Origin of the sequence: Salmonella sp. NW722, from assembly GCF_051702785.1 — a bacterium.
Classification (GTDB): domain Bacteria; phylum Pseudomonadota; class Gammaproteobacteria; order Enterobacterales; family Enterobacteriaceae; genus Salmonella; species Salmonella enterica.
This window is the reverse complement of record NZ_JAMMIN010000003.1, coordinates 1-16,017: the sequence shown is the minus strand read 5'-3', so window position 1 is coordinate 16,017 and position 16,017 is coordinate 1. Positions and strand designations below refer to the sequence as shown.

The 16,017-nt window shown below is 53.2% G+C and carries 17 protein-coding genes; 9 read left to right on the top strand and 8 right to left on the bottom strand.

Annotation, left to right across the window (positions count from 1 at the left end; genetic code table 11):
• The first annotated feature begins 10 nt into the window (after positions 1-10).
• From accA to tilS, 5 genes are all read left to right on the top strand, one after another.
• Entirely contained in the window at positions 11-970 is a 960-nt protein-coding gene (accA, locus tag NA330_RS07860) for an acetyl-CoA carboxylase carboxyl transferase subunit alpha (RefSeq protein WP_000055753.1), read from the top strand.
• Between the two features lie 179 nt (positions 971-1,149).
• On the top strand, positions 1,150-2,913 hold the full coding sequence (locus NA330_RS07855; RefSeq protein ID WP_023241712.1) for a chitinase: 1,764 nt from the start codon (positions 1,150-1,152) through the stop codon (positions 2,911-2,913).
• 75 nt (positions 2,914-2,988) lie between these two features.
• Positions 2,989-5,130, top strand: a complete 2,142-nt coding sequence (gene ldcC, locus NA330_RS07850; RefSeq protein ID WP_001021042.1) for a lysine decarboxylase LdcC — start codon at positions 2,989-2,991, stop codon at positions 5,128-5,130.
• 55 nt (positions 5,131-5,185) lie between these two features.
• Positions 5,186-5,575, top strand: a complete 390-nt coding sequence (locus NA330_RS07845) for a VOC family protein (RefSeq protein WP_000901088.1) — start codon at positions 5,186-5,188, stop codon at positions 5,573-5,575.
• Positions 5,576-5,637: 62 nt separating this feature from the next.
• Positions 5,638-6,930: a tRNA lysidine(34) synthetase TilS gene (gene tilS / locus NA330_RS07840; RefSeq protein ID WP_020898417.1), complete on the top strand. Its 1,293-nt coding sequence runs from the start codon at positions 5,638-5,640 to the stop codon at positions 6,928-6,930.
• An 83-nt stretch (positions 6,931-7,013) separates the two neighbouring features.
• Here tilS and rof read toward each other — a convergent pair whose 3' ends face one another.
• Together rof and NA330_RS07830 are read right to left on the bottom strand one after the other, a co-directional pair.
• Positions 7,014-7,274, bottom strand: a complete 261-nt coding sequence (rof, locus tag NA330_RS07835) for a Rho-binding antiterminator (RefSeq protein ID WP_000062330.1) — start codon at positions 7,272-7,274, stop codon at positions 7,014-7,016.
• On the bottom strand, positions 7,261-7,461 hold the full coding sequence (locus NA330_RS07830) for a YaeP family protein (protein ID WP_001518678.1): 201 nt from the start codon (positions 7,459-7,461) through the stop codon (positions 7,261-7,263). The genes rof and NA330_RS07830 overlap by 14 nt, the downstream gene beginning before the upstream one ends.
• A gap of 197 nt (positions 7,462-7,658) precedes the next feature.
• On the opposite strand from NA330_RS07830, the gene NA330_RS07825 reads away from it, so the two are divergent.
• From NA330_RS07825 to nlpE, 3 genes are read left to right on the top strand one after another with little or no spacing between them, the layout of a single operon-like run.
• Positions 7,659-8,204, top strand: coding sequence for a YaeQ family protein (locus NA330_RS07825; RefSeq protein ID WP_001185319.1), 546 nt, complete (start codon positions 7,659-7,661; stop codon positions 8,202-8,204).
• Positions 8,201-8,623: an alternative ribosome rescue aminoacyl-tRNA hydrolase ArfB gene (gene arfB / locus NA330_RS07820; protein ID WP_000560527.1), complete on the top strand. Its 423-nt coding sequence runs from the start codon at positions 8,201-8,203 to the stop codon at positions 8,621-8,623. Before NA330_RS07825 ends, arfB begins: the two co-directional genes overlap by 4 nt.
• A gap of 31 nt (positions 8,624-8,654) precedes the next feature.
• A complete protein-coding gene (gene nlpE, locus NA330_RS07815; RefSeq protein WP_000252575.1) occupies positions 8,655-9,356 on the top strand; it encodes an envelope stress response activation lipoprotein NlpE in 702 nt (233 codons plus the stop codon).
• Between the two features lie 73 nt (positions 9,357-9,429).
• On the opposite strand, the gene proS is transcribed toward nlpE, so the two are convergent.
• From proS to metN, 6 genes are all read right to left on the bottom strand, one after another.
• Complete coding sequence (proS, locus tag NA330_RS07810) at positions 9,430-11,148, bottom strand: proline--tRNA ligase (RefSeq protein ID WP_001260672.1); 1,719 nt, start codon at positions 11,146-11,148, stop codon at positions 9,430-9,432.
• Between the two features lie 110 nt (positions 11,149-11,258).
• Positions 11,259-11,966 carry a tRNA (N6-threonylcarbamoyladenosine(37)-N6)-methyltransferase TrmO gene (tsaA, locus tag NA330_RS07805; protein WP_000093988.1) on the bottom strand — a complete coding sequence of 236 codons (708 nt, stop codon included), beginning with the start codon at positions 11,964-11,966 and terminating at the stop codon, positions 11,259-11,261.
• A complete protein-coding gene (gene rcsF, locus NA330_RS07800; protein ID WP_001202315.1) occupies positions 11,963-12,367 on the bottom strand; it encodes an Rcs stress response system protein RcsF in 405 nt (134 codons plus the stop codon). The genes tsaA and rcsF overlap by 4 nt, the downstream gene beginning before the upstream one ends.
• A gap of 118 nt (positions 12,368-12,485) precedes the next feature.
• A complete protein-coding gene (gene metQ / locus NA330_RS07795; RefSeq protein WP_000874215.1) occupies positions 12,486-13,301 on the bottom strand; it encodes a methionine ABC transporter substrate-binding lipoprotein MetQ in 816 nt (271 codons plus the stop codon).
• Positions 13,302-13,339: 38 nt separating this feature from the next.
• On the bottom strand, positions 13,340-13,993 hold the full coding sequence (locus NA330_RS07790) for a methionine ABC transporter permease MetI (RefSeq protein WP_001287486.1): 654 nt from the start codon (positions 13,991-13,993) through the stop codon (positions 13,340-13,342).
• Positions 13,986-15,017 carry a methionine ABC transporter ATP-binding protein MetN gene (metN, locus tag NA330_RS07785; protein ID WP_000594021.1) on the bottom strand — a complete coding sequence of 344 codons (1,032 nt, stop codon included), beginning with the start codon at positions 15,015-15,017 and terminating at the stop codon, positions 13,986-13,988. The genes NA330_RS07790 and metN overlap by 8 nt, the downstream gene beginning before the upstream one ends.
• A 189-nt stretch (positions 15,018-15,206) precedes the next feature.
• Here metN and gmhB point away from each other — a divergent pair, with 189 nt between their 5' ends.
• Entirely contained in the window at positions 15,207-15,773 is a 567-nt protein-coding gene (gmhB, locus tag NA330_RS07780) for a D-glycero-beta-D-manno-heptose 1,7-bisphosphate 7-phosphatase (protein ID WP_001140158.1), read from the top strand.
• Positions 15,774-16,017 lie beyond the last annotated feature (244 nt).

Here is a 16,017-nt window from a genome sequence, read left to right as displayed (position 1 = left end):
CAGGAATACTATGAGTCTGAATTTCCTTGATTTTGAACAGCCGATAGCAGAGCTGGAAGCGAAAATCGATTCTCTGACTGCGGTAAGCCGCCAGGATGAGAAACTGGATATTAATATCGATGAAGAAGTCCATCGCCTGCGCGAAAAAAGCGTAGAACTGACGCGCAAAATCTTCGCCGATCTCGGCGCATGGCAGGTAGCCCAACTGGCTCGCCATCCGCAGCGTCCGTACACCCTGGATTATGTCCGTCTGGCGTTTGATGAGTTTGATGAGCTGGCGGGCGATCGCGCCTATGCTGATGACAAAGCCATCGTCGGCGGTATCGCGCGTCTGGAAGGGCGACCGGTGATGATCATTGGTCATCAGAAAGGTCGTGAAACCAAAGAAAAAATTCGTCGTAACTTTGGCATGCCAGCGCCGGAAGGCTACCGCAAAGCGCTGCGCCTGATGGAAATGGCTGAACGCTTCAACATGCCGATTATCACCTTCATCGACACCCCGGGCGCTTACCCTGGCGTGGGCGCGGAAGAGCGTGGTCAGTCTGAAGCCATCGCCCGCAACCTGCGTGAGATGTCTCGTCTGAACGTACCGGTCATCTGCACCGTGATTGGCGAAGGCGGCTCCGGCGGCGCATTGGCGATTGGCGTGGGTGATAAAGTGAATATGCTGCAATACAGCACCTATTCCGTTATCTCCCCGGAAGGTTGCGCCTCTATTTTGTGGAAGAGCGCCGACAAAGCGCCATTGGCTGCTGAAGCAATGGGCATCATCGCGCCGCGTCTGAAAGAGCTGAAGCTAATCGATTCCATCATTCCGGAGCCGCTGGGCGGCGCGCACCGTAATCCGGAAGCGATGGCGGCATCGCTAAAAGCGCAGCTGCTGGAAGATTTAGCCGATCTCGATGTGTTAAGCACCGATGATTTAAAAAACCGTCGTTACCAGCGTTTGATGAGCTACGGTTACGCCTAATCATTTACCTCATTTTTCCCAGGAGGCCGGATAATCCGGCCTCTTTTTTTTGGACGAGGAAAAATGAGACGCCGATGAGTTGATGTGATTAAACGCAACGGCATGTTCTCCCTGACACTGTATCAACTGCCAGGCGTGTGGCCAGGGCAGGCAGTGAACTACCCTTCAAGGAAAAAATTATGGGATTGCAAAAAACACTGGCGCTCAGCGCCGTAGCGGCAGGGATCATGTTGAGCTTATCCGGTGCGCAGGCCGCGCCGCTGCTTAGCAGTAGTGAGCCAATGACCATTAACGCCAGCGATCTGGCGGCGAAAGAGAAAGCGCTGACGGATTTTCCGTTAATGGAGGCCGTGAAATCCTCTATTCAGACGTTGGATAACAGCGCGGTTGAACAAATTGAACCGGGGCGCGCCGCTAACCCGGCAAACGTAAAACGCGTTGAAAGTATTCTGAAAGAGGCCGACTGGGATTATCTGTTCCCGATGCGCGCGCCGGAATACACTTACTCTAACTTCCTGAAAGCGATAGGTAAATTCCCGGCGGTTTGTGGTACCTACACCGATGGACGCGATAGCGACGCTATCTGCCGTAAAACCCTGGCTACTATGTTTGCGCATTTTGCCCAGGAGACGGGCGGTCACGAAAGCTGGCGTGACATTCCAGAATGGCGTCAGGCGCTGGTCTATCTGCGCGAAGTCGGCTGGACTGAAGGGCAGAAAGGCGGCTACAACGGCGAATGTAACCCGGATGTATGGCAGGGCCAGACCTGGCCGTGCGGTAAAGATAAGGACGGCGATTTCCTCAGCTATTTTGGTCGCGGGGCAAAACAGCTTTCTTATAACTACAACTATGGGCCTTTCTCTGACGCGATGTATGGCGACGTTCGCCCTCTGCTGGATAAACCCGAGCTGGTGGCGGATACCTGGATGAACCTGGCGAGCGCCGTCTTCTTCTTTGTGTATCCGCAGCCGCCGAAGCCGTCTATGCTACATGTGATTGACGGTACCTGGCAGCCAAACGATCGCGATAAAGCAAACGGCCTGGTATCAGGTTTCGGCGTCACCATTCAAATCATCAATGGCGGCGTGGAGTGCGGCGGCGCAGATGAGAATGCGCAGTCGCTTAACCGTATCGCCTACTACAAAGAGTTTGCCAACTACCTGAAAGTGCCGGTGCCGGCGGACGAAGTGTTGGGCTGTAAAAAGATGAAGCAGTTCGATGAAGGCGGCGCTGGCGCGTTACCGATCTACTGGGAACAAGACTGGGGCTGGAGCGCCGATACTGCGGATGGTAAAACCTATTCCTGCCAGTTAGTGGGATATCAAACACCGTATACCGCCTTTAAAGAGGGTGACTACACGAAATGTGTACAGCATTATTTCAACGTTAATATCGTCGATGATAACGGAACCACTGAACCGGATGTCACGCCAACTCCGGCGCCAGTGACGGATGAAAACGTGGCGCCAGTCGCGCGCATTGCCGGGCCGGTCGGGGCGGTGGAAGCCGGTAGCCCGGTTTCACTCAGCGCGGAAGGATCGACCGACGCGAATGGCGACAAGCTCACCTATACCTGGATGTCGCAGGATGGCAAAACGCTGAGCGGCCAGGATAAAGCCGTTGTGATTTTCAACGCGCCGGATGTCACTCAGAACACCCAGTATGTGGTGAATCTGACCGTTAGCGACGGTACGCTCTCCAGTACAGCGGTTTATACGCTGAATGTGAAAGCGAAGGCCGCCGCTGCGGATGACGAAGATAAGACCACCAGCTACCCTGCCTGGAGCAGCAGCCAGAAATGGAATCCGGGCGACATCGTCAACAGTAATGGCGCATTGTACCAGTGCAAACCGTTCCCGGAAGGCTCATGGTGTAATGTTGCGCCTGCCTACTATGAGCCCGGTGTAGGGATTGCCTGGGCCGATGCATGGAACGCATTGTAATAAGATAAATCCTGTCGGTGCTTTGCATCGGCAGGATTGTTACTATGCTTATCTCAGGTTTTTTCAGGAGAAAGCATGAACATCATCGCCATTATGGGGCCGCACGGGGTTTACTATAAAGATGAACCCATCAAGGAGCTTGAGCGTGCATTACAATCCCTGGGATTTCAAATTATCTGGCCGCAAAATAGCGTTGACTTGTTGAAGTTTATTGAACATAACCCGCGCATCTGCGGCGTTATTTTTGACTGGGATGAATACAGTCTCGACCTTTGTAGCGAAATCAACCAGCTAAATGAATACCTTCCTCTCTACGCCTTTATCAATACCAACTCCACGCTGGACGTTAGCGTTCACGATATGCGCATGGCGCTGTGGTTTTTTGAGTATGCGTTGGGGCTGGCTGAAGATATCGCGACGCGCATTCATCAATATACAAACGAATATCTCGATAATATTACGCCGCCGTTTACCAAAGCGCTGTTTACCTACGCCAAAGAAGGAAAATATACCTTTTGTACGCCGGGTCATATGGCGGGAACGGCGTATCAGAAAAGCCCGCCAGGCTGTCTGTTTTATGACTTTTTTGGCGGCAATACCTTAAAGGCCGATGTGTCGATTTCGGTGACTGAACTGGGATCGCTGCTGGATCACACCGGGCCGCATCTGGAAGCGGAAGAGTATATCGCCCGTACTTTTGGCGCCGAGCAGAGTTATATGGTGACGAACGGTACGTCGACCTCGAATAAAATTGTCGGTATGTATGCCGCGCCTGCGGGAAGTACGCTACTTATTGATCGTAATTGCCATAAATCGCTGGCGCATTTGCTGATGATGAGCGATGTGGTGCCTCTCTGGTTGAAGCCGACGCGCAATGCGCTCGGTATTCTCGGCGGTATTCCTAAGCGTGAATTTACCCGCGACAGCATTGCGCGTAAGGTGGCGGAAACCGCGCAGGCGCAATGGCCGGTTCATGCGGTTATCACCAATTCGACTTACGATGGTCTGCTGTATAACACTAACTGGATCAAGCAGATGCTGGACGTTCCCTCGATCCATTTTGATTCCGCCTGGGTACCCTATACCCATTTCCATCCGATCTACCAGGGGAAAAGCGGGATGAGCGGCGATCGGGTGCCCGGAAAAGTGATTTTCGAAACGCAATCTACCCATAAAATGCTGGCGGCTTTTTCGCAGGCGTCGCTTATTCATATCAAAGGGGAATATGACGAAGAGACGTTTAACGAAGCGTTTATGATGCACACTTCCACATCGCCGAGCTATCCCATTGTCGCCTCTATCGAGACCGCGGCGGCGATGCTGCGCGGCAATCCAGGGAAAAGATTGATTAACCGTTCGGTGGAACGGGCGCTCCATTTTCGTAAAGAGGTACAGCGGCTACGTGAAGAGTCCGATAGCTGGTTCTTTGATATCTGGCAGCCGGAAGAGGTTGATGAGGCCGAATGCTGGCCGGTCACGCCGGGAGAAACCTGGCATGGCTTCGCCGATGCCGATGATGATCATATGTTTCTCGATCCGGTTAAGGTGACAATCCTGACGCCGGGGATGGATGAACAGGGCAACATGAGCGAAGAGGGGATACCCGCCGCGCTGGTGGCGAAGTTCCTCGATGAGCGAGGCGTGGTGGTGGAAAAAACCGGGCCGTATAATCTGCTGTTTTTGTTCAGCATAGGGATTGATAAGACCCGTGCGATGGGGCTGCTGCGCGGACTGACGGAATTTAAACGCGCCTACGATCTTAACCTGCGCGTCAAAAATATGTTGCCGGATCTGTATGCGGAAGATCCGGATTTTTATCGCAATATGCGCATTCAGGATCTGGCGCAGGGGATCCATAAACTGATCCGCCAGCACGATCTTCCGGGGCTGATGCTGCGGGCGTTCGAGGTTTTACCGGAGATGATCATGACCCCGCACCAGGCCTGGCAGCGTCAGATCAAAGGCGAGGTGGAAACCGTGGCGCTCGATCAACTGCCAGGGCGCGTTTCCGCGAATATGATCCTGCCTTATCCGCCAGGCGTTCCGCTGTTGATGCCCGGCGAGAGGATCACGCAACAGAGTCGGGCCGTGCTCGATTTTCTGCTGATGCTCTGCTCGATTGGCCAGCATTATCCCGGTTTTGAAACGGATATTCACGGCGCGAAACGGAATGAAGACGGGGTGTACCAGGTACGAGTCTTAAAACACGCCTGTTAGCTTGCCTGACGGGAATGTGACGAGTAACGTACTGATAATCAATAAAGGAGACGCTATGCTGGGATTAAAACAGGTTCATCACATCGCGATCATTGCGACAGACTATGCGGTGAGCAAGGCGTTTTATTGCGATATTCTGGGGTTCGATCTGCTAAGCGAAGTCTGGCGGGAAGAGCGTGACTCGTGGAAGGGCGATTTGGCACTAAACGGGCAGTATGTGATTGAGCTTTTCTCTTTTCCCTTCCCTCCGGCGCGTCCAAGCCGACCTGAAGCCTGCGGCCTGCGCCATCTGGCTTTCAGCGTGGAAAATGTGGAAAACGCCGTTGCGCATCTGGAAAAGCATCAGGTTAAGTGCGAACCGATACGCATCGATCCGTATACCGGGAAGCGCTTTACTTTTTTCAACGATCCGGACGGTTTACCGCTTGAGCTGTATGAGCAGTAAGGCTTGTCATTAAGACGCTCGCCAGGTAACGTTGCCGGGCTAAGTCACTATAAGCATGGATCATGACCACTCTCACGTTGAATACCTCGTTACTCTCTTCTCGCCGTATTCTGGCTGCCTTTAGCGGTGGCCTGGATTCTACGGTGCTTCTGCATCAACTGGTGTTGTGGCGAGAACGCCATCCTGACGTCACGCTGCGTGCTATCCATATTCATCACGGTTTAAGCCCTCATGCTGATAGCTGGGTGCGGCATTGCGAAACCGTATGCGAACGCTGGCAGGTTCCGCTGGTAGTGGAGCGGGTGACGCTGGCGGATAATGGCCTGGGTATCGAGGCCCATGCGCGTGAAGCGCGCTACCGGGCGTTCGCACAGACGCTATTGCCTGGCGAAGTGCTGGCAACCGCGCAGCACCTTGACGATCAGTGTGAAACATTCCTGCTGGCGTTAAAGCGCGGCAGCGGTCCGGCCGGACTTTCCGCGATGGGAGAACGCTCGCCTTTTGCCGGAACTCTGCTTCTTCGCCCGCTGTTGAGAGAAACGCGGAAGACGCTGGAACAGTGGGCTGTGCGTCATGGCTTATGCTGGATTGAAGATGAAAGCAATCAGGATGACGCCTACGATCGCAATTTTTTACGCCTGCGCGCGCTTCCGCTCTTGCAGCAGCGCTGGCCGCATTTTCCTGCGGCGGTAGCCCGTAGCGCGACGCTCTGCGCCGAGCAAGAACGGCTGCTGGACGAGCTTCTGGCCAGCGATCTTACTGACTGTATCACGGCGGAGGGAACATTGCGGCTCTCTCCATTAATGTCGATGAGCGATGTACGGCGGGCGGCGATTTTGCGTCGCTGGCTGGCGATGCGTAATGCGCCGATGCCCTCTCGCGACGCGCTGGAACGTATCTGGCAGGAGGTGGCGCTGGCGCGCGACGATGCCTCTCCCTGTTTACGCTTTGGCGATCACGAGATTCGCCGTTATCAGTCGCAACTGTGGTGGATTAAATCCGTGGCCGGACAACACGAAACGACGGTGGCCTGGCCCGCCTGGCAAACGCCGCTGGCGCTGCCTGCCGGCTTAGGGACGGTACAGCTCGTTCCTGGCGGCGAACTGCGCCGACCGCGAGAGGAAGAATCCGTCAGCATTCGTTTTAAAGCGCCAGGCGTGTTACATATTGTCGGGCGTAACGGTGGACGTAAATTAAAGAAAATCTGGCAGGAGCAGGGGATCCCGCCCTGGCGACGAGACACCACGCCGCTGTTGTTTTACGGCGAAACGCTGATTGCGGCTGCGGGTGTTTTTGTGACGCGTGAGGGAGCAGCAGAAGATAAAGAAGGGGTGAGTCTGGTTTGGCATGCCTGATGGCGCTGCGCTTATCAGGCCTACGTATCGCATGGAACGTAGGCCGGATAAGGTGCTTGCACCACCATCCGGCAACAAAATACTCAGGATTCGCTAACTACCACGGTACCAATTTCCGGGTGGCTGAAACTGGCGATTTTATCGAGACGAAGCTCACAAGACTCGCCGGAAACCTCGGCAAGCAGATATTCTACGTTTTTACGTAAGATCAAATCGTTCGCTTTTGCCTGCAAAACCTCGCCATCTTTTAACGTTAGCGTCAGTATTAAATGATGCATGCAGGCAAGCTCAAGACTATCGTAGTCATCGCAATTAATGGGTTGATACGTTTCATTCATTGACATAATCGCTCACCAGTAAGTTCGCGGCAGCATAAGCTGCCTTTTCCCTGACCGACTCTGAAAGGGCGCTATCTGCCGCCACTTCATTAAGCACTTTCAATACACAACCCAGCGCATCCGGGACATACCCTAAGTCTCCGCTGGCGATTTCCGCATACCGCTTGCGTACTAACTCACAATATTTTTCCACATGCCCTCCTGTCAGCATTCTGACTTAACCGTGGATGCAAGTCTAAGCCTACGAAGTTAAATCTTGTTTAGCAAGGTGACTATACCATACTCATTTGCGCAATATCAGCGCCTGACGCGAGTGGGTAAAAGATTCGTTAACAGCCTTTTAGCGCAGTTTTCGCTACAATGGGCGCCTGATTCGAAAGGAGTTTTCTCATGGCGCTTAAAGCGACAATTTATAAAGCCGTCGTCAATGTGGCTGACCTTGATCGCAACCGGTTTCTGGATGCGGCATTGACGCTGGCGCGTCACCCTTCTGAAACGCAGGAGCGCATGATGCTGCGCCTGTTGGCATGGATAAAATATGCTGATGAACGGTTGCAGTTTACACGTGGGCTCAGCGCGGAAGATGAGCCGGAGGCCTGGCTGCGCAACGATCATCTGGGCATCGATCTCTGGATAGAGCTGGGGCTGCCGGATGAGCGCCGTATTAAGAAAGCCTGTACTCAGGCGAGCGACGTCGCGCTCTTTGCTTATAACTCCCGGGCGGCGCAAATCTGGTGGCAGCAGCATCAAAGCAAGTGCGCGCAGTTCGCTAACCTGTCCGTCTGGTATCTGGATGACGGGCAACTGGCGCAGCTCAGTGAATTTGCCGATCGTACCATGACGCTACAGGCGACGATTCAGGACGGCGCAATCTGGCTTTCTGATGCTCGGAATAATCTGGAAATACAGCTAACCGCCTGGCAACAGCCCTCATGATTGCCATCTCCCGGACGGTCTCCATAGCCGATAATGAGCTGGAAATTACGGCCATTCGCGCGCAGGGCGCGGGTGGTCAGCACGTAAATAAGACCTCTAGCGCGATTCATTTGCGCTTTGACATTCGGGCCTCTGGCCTGCCAGAGTATTATAAACAGCGTTTGCTGACGGCCAGCCACCATCTGATAAGCGATGATGGCGTCATTATCATTAAGGCGCAGGAGTTCCGGAGCCAGGAGCTCAACCGGGAAGCGGCTATCGCCAGGCTGGTTGCCGTCATAAAAGAATTAACTGCGGAGCAGAAAAGCCGTCGCGCAACCCGTCCGACGCGTGCCTCGAAAGAGCGCCGTTTGTCCTCAAAGGCGCAAAAATCTTCTGTAAAGGCGCTTCGCGGCAAAGTTCGTCGTCCATTGGATTGACGGGCAGGAATAGCAATTTCATAAGGATTTTATGGTGAGAACAGCAATATTGTCAGTAGCGGCAGCCTGTACGCTATTTGCATTGATAGGGTGTAATAACCGTGCGGAAGTTGACGCCCTGCAACCTGCGCAGGCGGCGGAATTAAAACCCATGCAGCAAAGCTGGCGCGGCGTGCTGCCCTGTGCGGATTGTGAAGGTATTGAAACGTCACTGTTTCTGGAAAAAGACGGCACATGGGTGATGAACGAGCGCTATCAGGGCGTGCGCGAAGAACCTTCCTCTTTTGCGTCATACGGTACCTGGGCGCGGACGGCGGATAAACTGGTGTTAACCGACAGCAATGGCGAGAAATCGTATTATCGCGCGAAAGGCAATGCGCTGGAGATGCTCGACAGAGAAGGCAATCCGGTGGCTTCGCAGCTTAATTATACGCTGGTGCCTGTTACCGCCAGCCTGCCGGTAACGCCAATGCCGTTGCGTGGTATGTATGTATACAGGGCCGATGCGGCGACCTTTACCGATTGCGCGACCGGAAAACGGCTGCCGGTCGCCAGTAACGCCCAGCTTGAGCGCGGCTATCTGGCGGCGAAAGGTGAAGCGGAAAAACCGGTGCTGCTGACGGTAGAAGGGCATTTTGTGTTAGCCGCGAATCCGGACACGGGCGAGCCGGTAAAAACGCTAATAGCTGATAAAAATGTGAAGTTTGCGCCGGGTAAAGATTGCACTCACTAATAAAAGGCCTCGCAGGGTGCGAGGCCTTTACATATCTGCCGGATGGCGCCGGGCAATCCCAACAAAATGTCGTTTAGCCTTTAATCGCCTTGACCAGATAATCAACGATATCGCCGGTTTTAATCAGCGATTTTTCACCGCTACGACGGTATTTATACTCAATATCGTCGTTATCCAGGTTGCGATCGCCAATCACGATAGTATGTGGAATACCAATCAGCTCCATATCGGCAAACATCACGCCCGGGCGCTCTTTACGGTCGTCCATCAGCACTTCAATGCCCTGCGCGCGCAATTCGCTGTACAGCTTTTCCGCCAGCTCCTGCACACGGAAGGATTTGTGCATATTCATCGGCAGAATAGCGACCTGGAAAGGCGCAATGGCGTCAGGCCATACAATGCCGCGCTCGTCAAAGTTCTGCTCGATAGCTGCGGCAACGACACGTGTTACGCCGATACCGTAACAGCCCATTGTCAGGATCTGGTTACGGCCATCTTCACCCTGAACGGAGGCTTTCAGCGCTTCTGAGTACTTGGTACCTAACTGGAAGATGTGACCCACTTCGATACCGCGTTTGATAAGCAACGTTCCCTGACCATCCGGACTCGGATCGCCGGCGACTACGTTACGGATGTCGGCAACAACAGGCGTCGCCACATCGCGATCCCAGTTAATACCAAAGTAGTGTTTACCGTCGATGTTGGCGCCAGCGGCAAAATCGCTCATGGCGGCAACGGTGCGATCGATGATGACCGGAATCGGCATATTGACCGGGCCGAGGGAGCCAGGGCCGGCATTAATCACGGCGCGAATCTCTTCTTCGGTAGCGAAGGTCAGCGGGCTGGCAACGTGCGGCAGTTTTTCCGCTTTAACTTCATTCAGTTCATGATCGCCGCGAACCAGCAGAGCCACCAGCGGAGACTTGCTGTCTTTCGCCGCTTTCACCAGCAGCGTTTTTACCGTTTTTTCAATTGGCAGGTTGAATTGTTCCACCAGCTCCGCGATGGTTTTGGCATTTGGCGTATCGACCAGAGTCATTTCCTGCGTCGCCGCTGCGCGCGGCGTTTGCGGCGCGATAGCTTCCGCCAGTTCAATGTTAGCCGCGTAATCAGAAACATCAGAGAAAACGATATCGTCTTCGCCGCTTTGCGCCAGCACCTGGAATTCATGCGAGGCGTTGCCGCCGATAGAACCGGTATCGGCCTGTACCGCGCGGAAATCCAGCCCCATACGGCTGAAGATACGGCTATACGCGGCGTACATGGCGTCATAGGTTTCCTGCAACGACTCCTGAGAGGTGTGGAAAGAGTAAGCATCTTTCATCAGGAATTCGCGCGAACGCATCACGCCAAAGCGCGGACGCACTTCATCACGGAATTTGGTCTGGATTTGGAAGAAGTTCAGCGGCAACTGCTTATAAGAGCTGAGTTCATTACGCACCAGATCGGTGATAACTTCTTCGTGGGTCGGGCCGAGTACGAACGGACGCTCGCCACGGTCGACAAAACGCAGCAGTTCCGGACCGTACTGTTCCCAACGACCACTCTCTTGCCACAGGTCGGCTGGCTGAACGACTGGCATCGACACCTCGATAGCACCGGCGTTGTTCATCTCTTCACGCACGATGTTTTCGACTTTTTTCAGGACGCGCAGGCCGGTCGGCAGCCAGGTATATAACCCGGAGGCGAGCTTGCGGATCATCCCGGCGCGCAGCATCAGCTGGTGGCTGATAACCTCGGCGTCGGCAGGTGTCTCCTTCAGAGTGGAGAGCAGGTATTGGCTAGTACGCATGTTGTTACGGTTCCAGTTGAACGATCGAACAGGCTCAATGTGAGCCTGATACAAAAAAAGTGATTTAGTTTACCAGCGTGCAAGAGATGTCAAAAGAGAAGGGCGTGAAATTACCGTGGTTCCAGCGCAAACACTTCAAATCCGGTGTTAACCACACGCCAGCGCACGTTAAAATCATGCAGCCAGACGGCATAGGTTTTGCCCGTCTCTTCACCCTTACGATAAGCCGGGCGAGGATCTTGCGCCAGCACATCGCAAATAAATGTCCGTAGCTGCGGATAACGCCTTTCCAGCGTCGTAAGCTGTTGAGCCACCTCAGCGGTAAAACTCACGGGCATTTCAGCTATCGGCGCCTGTTGCGCATAGCTGGCGGCGGCGTCCGGTAAGGCCTCGGCAAACGGTAAATACGGTTTAATATCCACCACCGGCGTGCCATCCACCAGATCCAGACTGCCTAATTTCAGAATTACGCTCTCTTTCCGGCACTCGATACCTTTTAGCGCAACGAGCGACATGCCAATCGGATTGGGGCGGAACGTGGAGCGCGTGGCAAAAACGCCCATTCTGGCGTTACCGCCAAGACGGGGCGGACGAACTGTTGGCCGCCAGCCGCCGTCCATCGTCTGATGAAAAACGAAAAGCACCCACAAATGGCTGAACGCTTCCAGGCCGCGAACGGCATCGGCCTGGTTGTAAGGCGCTATCAGATGCAGTTCGCCGCAGGCGCTTTTGACCAGACCAGGCTGGCGCGGAACGGCGAATTTTTCTTTATAGGGGGAGCGAATAACGCCGATTTGTTCAAACTGAAAGCTGCTCATTTCGCCGAAATATTCAGGGCGGACCCGATACAAACCGCCTGACGATAGCAGCCTGGCGTGCCGCTGGTAATTTCACAGCTGTGCAGCAGGACGGCGTTGGCTTTCATTTTAGATGCATTAATCTGCATACGCTTGCGCGCAGTTGGAATGTTAGGCGGAGAGTCTTGATTTGTCGCCTGGCAGGATTCGCCGCTAACCTCGCCAAGATCGCGGAAAGGTTTGCCGACTAAGTCTTCAGCATTGGTGTAAATCCTGACGGGAGCGGCACGCGGCGCTTTAGGTTTCTCCGGCTCCGCTTTTGGCGGGGTTGCGGTGCTTTGAACGGGTTCAACAGGGGATCTGCTTAGCATGGAACAACCGCCCAGCATGAGTGCCAATAAACAGATCGGTAAAGCACGCATAATATTTCCTCAATGAATGTTCTAATTGCCAGATATTGAATCAGGAGCTTGCATAAATGACAAGACGGGCAATAGCCCGTCCTGAATAATATTACAGATTGTGGAATCAGCCTAAAACTTACCAGCCTTTCACCGCACCGCCATTAAAAACTTTATTTGCGGCTTCGTACACTTCATCAGACTGGTAAGCCTGAACGAATTTTTTCACATTCTCGGCGTCTTTGTTATCTTCACGCGTCACGATCAGGTTAACGTACGGAGAATCTTTATCTTCAACGAAGATACCGTCTTTCGCTGGCGTCAGGCCAATCTGGCTGGCGTAAGTCGTATTGATGACCGCTAACGCGATCTGCGCGTCATCCAGCGAACGCGGCAACTGCGGCGCTTCCAGCTCAACAATTTTCAGATTTTTCGGGTTTTCGACGATATCCAGCGAGGTAGGAAGCAGACCAACGCCGTCTTTCAGTTTAATCAGCCCTACTTTTTGCAGCAGCAGCAGGGAACGACCAAGGTTGGTCGGGTCGTTAGGCACAGCGACCTGGGAACCGTCCTTGAGCTCATCCAGAGATTTGATTTTTTTGGAATATCCTGCAATGGGATAGACAAAAGTCTTACCAACAGAAACCAGTTTGTAGCCGCGATCTTTGATTTGCTGATCCAGATACGGTTTGTGCTGGAAGGCATTGGCATCGATATCGCCTTTGCTCAGCGCTTCATTAGGCAGAACATAATCATTAAAGGTCACCAATTCCACGTCCAGGCCGTATTTTTCTTTCGCGACTTTCTGCGCGACTTCGGCAACTTGCTGCTCTGCGCCAACGATTACGCCGACTTTAATATGATTCGGATCTTTTTCATCCTGACCGCAACCCGCAAGTGCCAGAGAACCAATCAGAGCACCCACTGCCGCAAAGGTTTTGAATTTGAACGCCATGCTTATTTCCTTAATGAGTATTTGTGTTGTGTTTAACGTTACTTATGCGTGACAGCCCTGACGATGCGATCGCCGGATAACTGAATTAAATAAACCAGAACGACAAGTAATACCAGCACCGTATTCATCACGGTAGCATTGTATCCAATATAACCGTACTGATAGCCGATTTGACCGAGGCCGCCTGCGCCGACGGCGCCGCCCATTGCGGAGTAACCGACCAGGGTGATCAGTGTAATGGTTGCCGCATTCACCAGACCAGGCAGCGCTTCCGGTAAAAGGATTTTACGTACAATTTGCAGCGGCGTGGCGCCCATCGCTCGCGAGGCTTCAATCAGCCCGGCAGGGATCTCTAACAACGCATTTTCCACCATACGGGCGATAAAAGGCGCGGCGCCGACGGTCAGCGGTACAATCGCGGCCTGCAAACCAATGGAGGTGCCGACAATTATTCGGGTAAAAGGAATCATCCACACCAGCAGGATGATAAAGGGAATCGAGCGGAAAATATTGACCACTGCAGAGAGGGAGCGATACAGCCTGGCGTTCTCCATAATCTGCCCCGGGCGCGTAACATACAGCAATACGCCAACCGGCAGGCCAATCACGAAACCGAAGAAACCGGAGACAAAGGTCATCGCCAGCGTTTCCCAGACGCCACGAACCAGTAACCACATCATTGCCTCAGACATAACCCAGTACCTCTACTTTCACATGGTGATCCTGCAGCCAGGCAATTGCGGCTTGCGTCTCTTCTTGTGTGCCGTGCATTTCCGTTAGCATAATGCCGAACTTCACACCGCCCGCGTAATCCATCTGCGCGCTAATAATATTATTGTTCACGTTGAAACGACGCGCGGTTTCAGAAAGCAGCGGGGCATCCACAGACTGTCCGGTGAACTCCATGCGCAGCATCGGCACGCTGTCAGTTTCCGGCGACGCTTTCAAACGCGCCTGGTAATCTTCCGGAATGTCCAGATGCAGAGTGGACTGAATAAACTTCTGCGCCAGCGGCGTTTTAGGGTGCGAGAAGACTTCGCTGACCGTATCTTGCTCAATAAGCTCACCATTACTGATGACGGCAACGCAGTCGCAGATACGTTTTACGACATCCATTTCATGAGTGATAAGCAGAATCGTCAACCCCAGACGACGGTTGATATCTTTCAGCAATTCCAGAATCGAACGGGTCGTCGCGGGATCAAGCGCGCTGGTGGCTTCATCGCACAGCAACACTTTTGGATTACTGGCTAACGCGCGGGCAATCGCGACACGCTGTTTCTGACCGCCGGAAAGATTTGCCGGATAGCTGTCGTGCTTGTCGCCAAGACCGACTAAATCCAGCAGCTCTGTGACACGGCGTTTGATCTCTTCCTTTGGTGTGTTATCCAGTTCCAGCGGCAACGCGACGTTGCCAAACACGGTACGGGAAGAGAGCAGGTTAAAATGTTGGAAAATCATGCCGATTTGACGGCGAGCTTTGGTCAACTCAGACTCTGAAAGCGTTGTCAGCTCCTGACCGCCGACCTGAACGCTACCTTCGGTTGGGCGTTCAAGTAAGTTAACGCAGCGGATAAGCGTACTTTTACCGGCGCCGGAGGCGCCAATGACGCCATAAATCTGCCCGGCAGGCACGTGCAGGCTGACATTATTTAGCGCCTGAATGGTGCGCGTCCCCTGCTGGAACACTTTGGTAATATTCGAAAGTTTAATCATTGGTTATTTATTATCGTAATTAAGTTAGCCGTGGCATTTTCGTCTGTCTAATACGGTCAACGCCGTCAACAGAATGGATGTTAAGGCATCCAGACGTCTAAATCAATCAGGCTTTATACGATGAGCACTTTCTTGCCTGCTGAAACATGCGATACTAGCGCCACTTGCTTTACTCAGGAGCTATAAAAGGTGGCAAAGTCTGTACCCGCAATTTTTCTCGACCGTGACGGCACCATTAATGTGGATCACGGCTACGTACATGAAATCGATGCATTTGAGTTTATAGACGGCGTTATTGACGCGATGCGCGAGCTAAAAAAAATGGGCTATGCGCTGGTGGTGGTAACGAACCAGTCCGGAATCGCGCGCGGCAAATTCACTGAGGCGCAGTTTGAAACGTTAACCGAATGGATGGACTGGTCGTTGGCGGATCGCGATGTTGATTTGGACGGCATCTATTATTGTCCTCACCATCCGCAGGGCAGCATAGAAGAGTTCCGTCAGGTATGTGATTGCCGCAAGCCGCATCCAGGAATGCTTATCTCGGCGCGTGATTTCCTGCATATCGATATGGCGGCTTCTTATATGGTGGGAGACAAGCTGGAAGATATGCAGGCGGCTGCGGCGGCAAATGTCGGGACAAAAGTGCTGGTGCGTACGGGCAAACCGGTCACGGCAGAAGCAGAAAACGCGGCGGACTGGGTGTTAAACAGCCTTGCCGACCTGCCATCGGCGATAAAAAAGCAGCAAAAATAAGCGTTATGGATAAAAGATGAGCGGTTAAAACAAAAATGCATTTTTCCGCTTGTCTTCCTGAACCGACTCCCTATAATGCGCCTCCATCGACACGGCGGATGTGAATCACTTCACACAAACAGCCGGTCGGTTGAAGAGAAAAATCCTGAAATTCAGGGTTGACTCTGAAAGAGGAAAGCGTAATATACGCCACCTCGCGACGGTGAGCTGAAAGCCGCGTCGCACCTGCTCTTTAACAATTTAT

What these genes read in the sequence shown, in the direction of transcription:
- accA (WP_000055753.1), top strand. Translation starts at nt 11, where the DNA reads ATGAGTCTGAATTTCCTTGATTTTGAACAGCCGATAGCAGAGCTGGAA.
- NA330_RS07855 (WP_023241712.1), top strand. Translation starts at nt 1,150, where the DNA reads ATGGGATTGCAAAAAACACTGGCGCTCAGCGCCGTAGCGGCAGGGATC.
- ldcC (WP_001021042.1), top strand. Translation starts at nt 2,989, where the DNA reads ATGAACATCATCGCCATTATGGGGCCGCACGGGGTTTACTATAAAGAT.
- NA330_RS07845 (WP_000901088.1), top strand. Translation starts at nt 5,186, where the DNA reads ATGCTGGGATTAAAACAGGTTCATCACATCGCGATCATTGCGACAGAC.
- tilS (WP_020898417.1), top strand. Translation starts at nt 5,638, where the DNA reads ATGACCACTCTCACGTTGAATACCTCGTTACTCTCTTCTCGCCGTATT.
- rof (WP_000062330.1), bottom strand. Translation starts at nt 7,274, where the DNA reads ATGTCAATGAATGAAACGTATCAACCCATTAATTGCGATGACTACGAT.
- NA330_RS07825 (WP_001185319.1), top strand. Translation starts at nt 7,659, where the DNA reads ATGGCGCTTAAAGCGACAATTTATAAAGCCGTCGTCAATGTGGCTGAC.
- arfB (WP_000560527.1), top strand. Translation starts at nt 8,201, where the DNA reads ATGATTGCCATCTCCCGGACGGTCTCCATAGCCGATAATGAGCTGGAA.
- nlpE (WP_000252575.1), top strand. Translation starts at nt 8,655, where the DNA reads ATGGTGAGAACAGCAATATTGTCAGTAGCGGCAGCCTGTACGCTATTT.
- proS (WP_001260672.1), bottom strand. Translation starts at nt 11,148, where the DNA reads ATGCGTACTAGCCAATACCTGCTCTCCACTCTGAAGGAGACACCTGCC.
- tsaA (WP_000093988.1), bottom strand. Translation starts at nt 11,966, where the DNA reads ATGAGCAGCTTTCAGTTTGAACAAATCGGCGTTATTCGCTCCCCCTAT.
- rcsF (WP_001202315.1), bottom strand. Translation starts at nt 12,367, where the DNA reads ATGCGTGCTTTACCGATCTGTTTATTGGCACTCATGCTGGGCGGTTGT.
- metQ (WP_000874215.1), bottom strand. Translation starts at nt 13,301, where the DNA reads ATGGCGTTCAAATTCAAAACCTTTGCGGCAGTGGGTGCTCTGATTGGT.
- NA330_RS07790 (WP_001287486.1), bottom strand. Translation starts at nt 13,993, where the DNA reads ATGTCTGAGGCAATGATGTGGTTACTGGTTCGTGGCGTCTGGGAAACG.
- metN (WP_000594021.1), bottom strand. Translation starts at nt 15,017, where the DNA reads ATGATTAAACTTTCGAATATTACCAAAGTGTTCCAGCAGGGGACGCGC.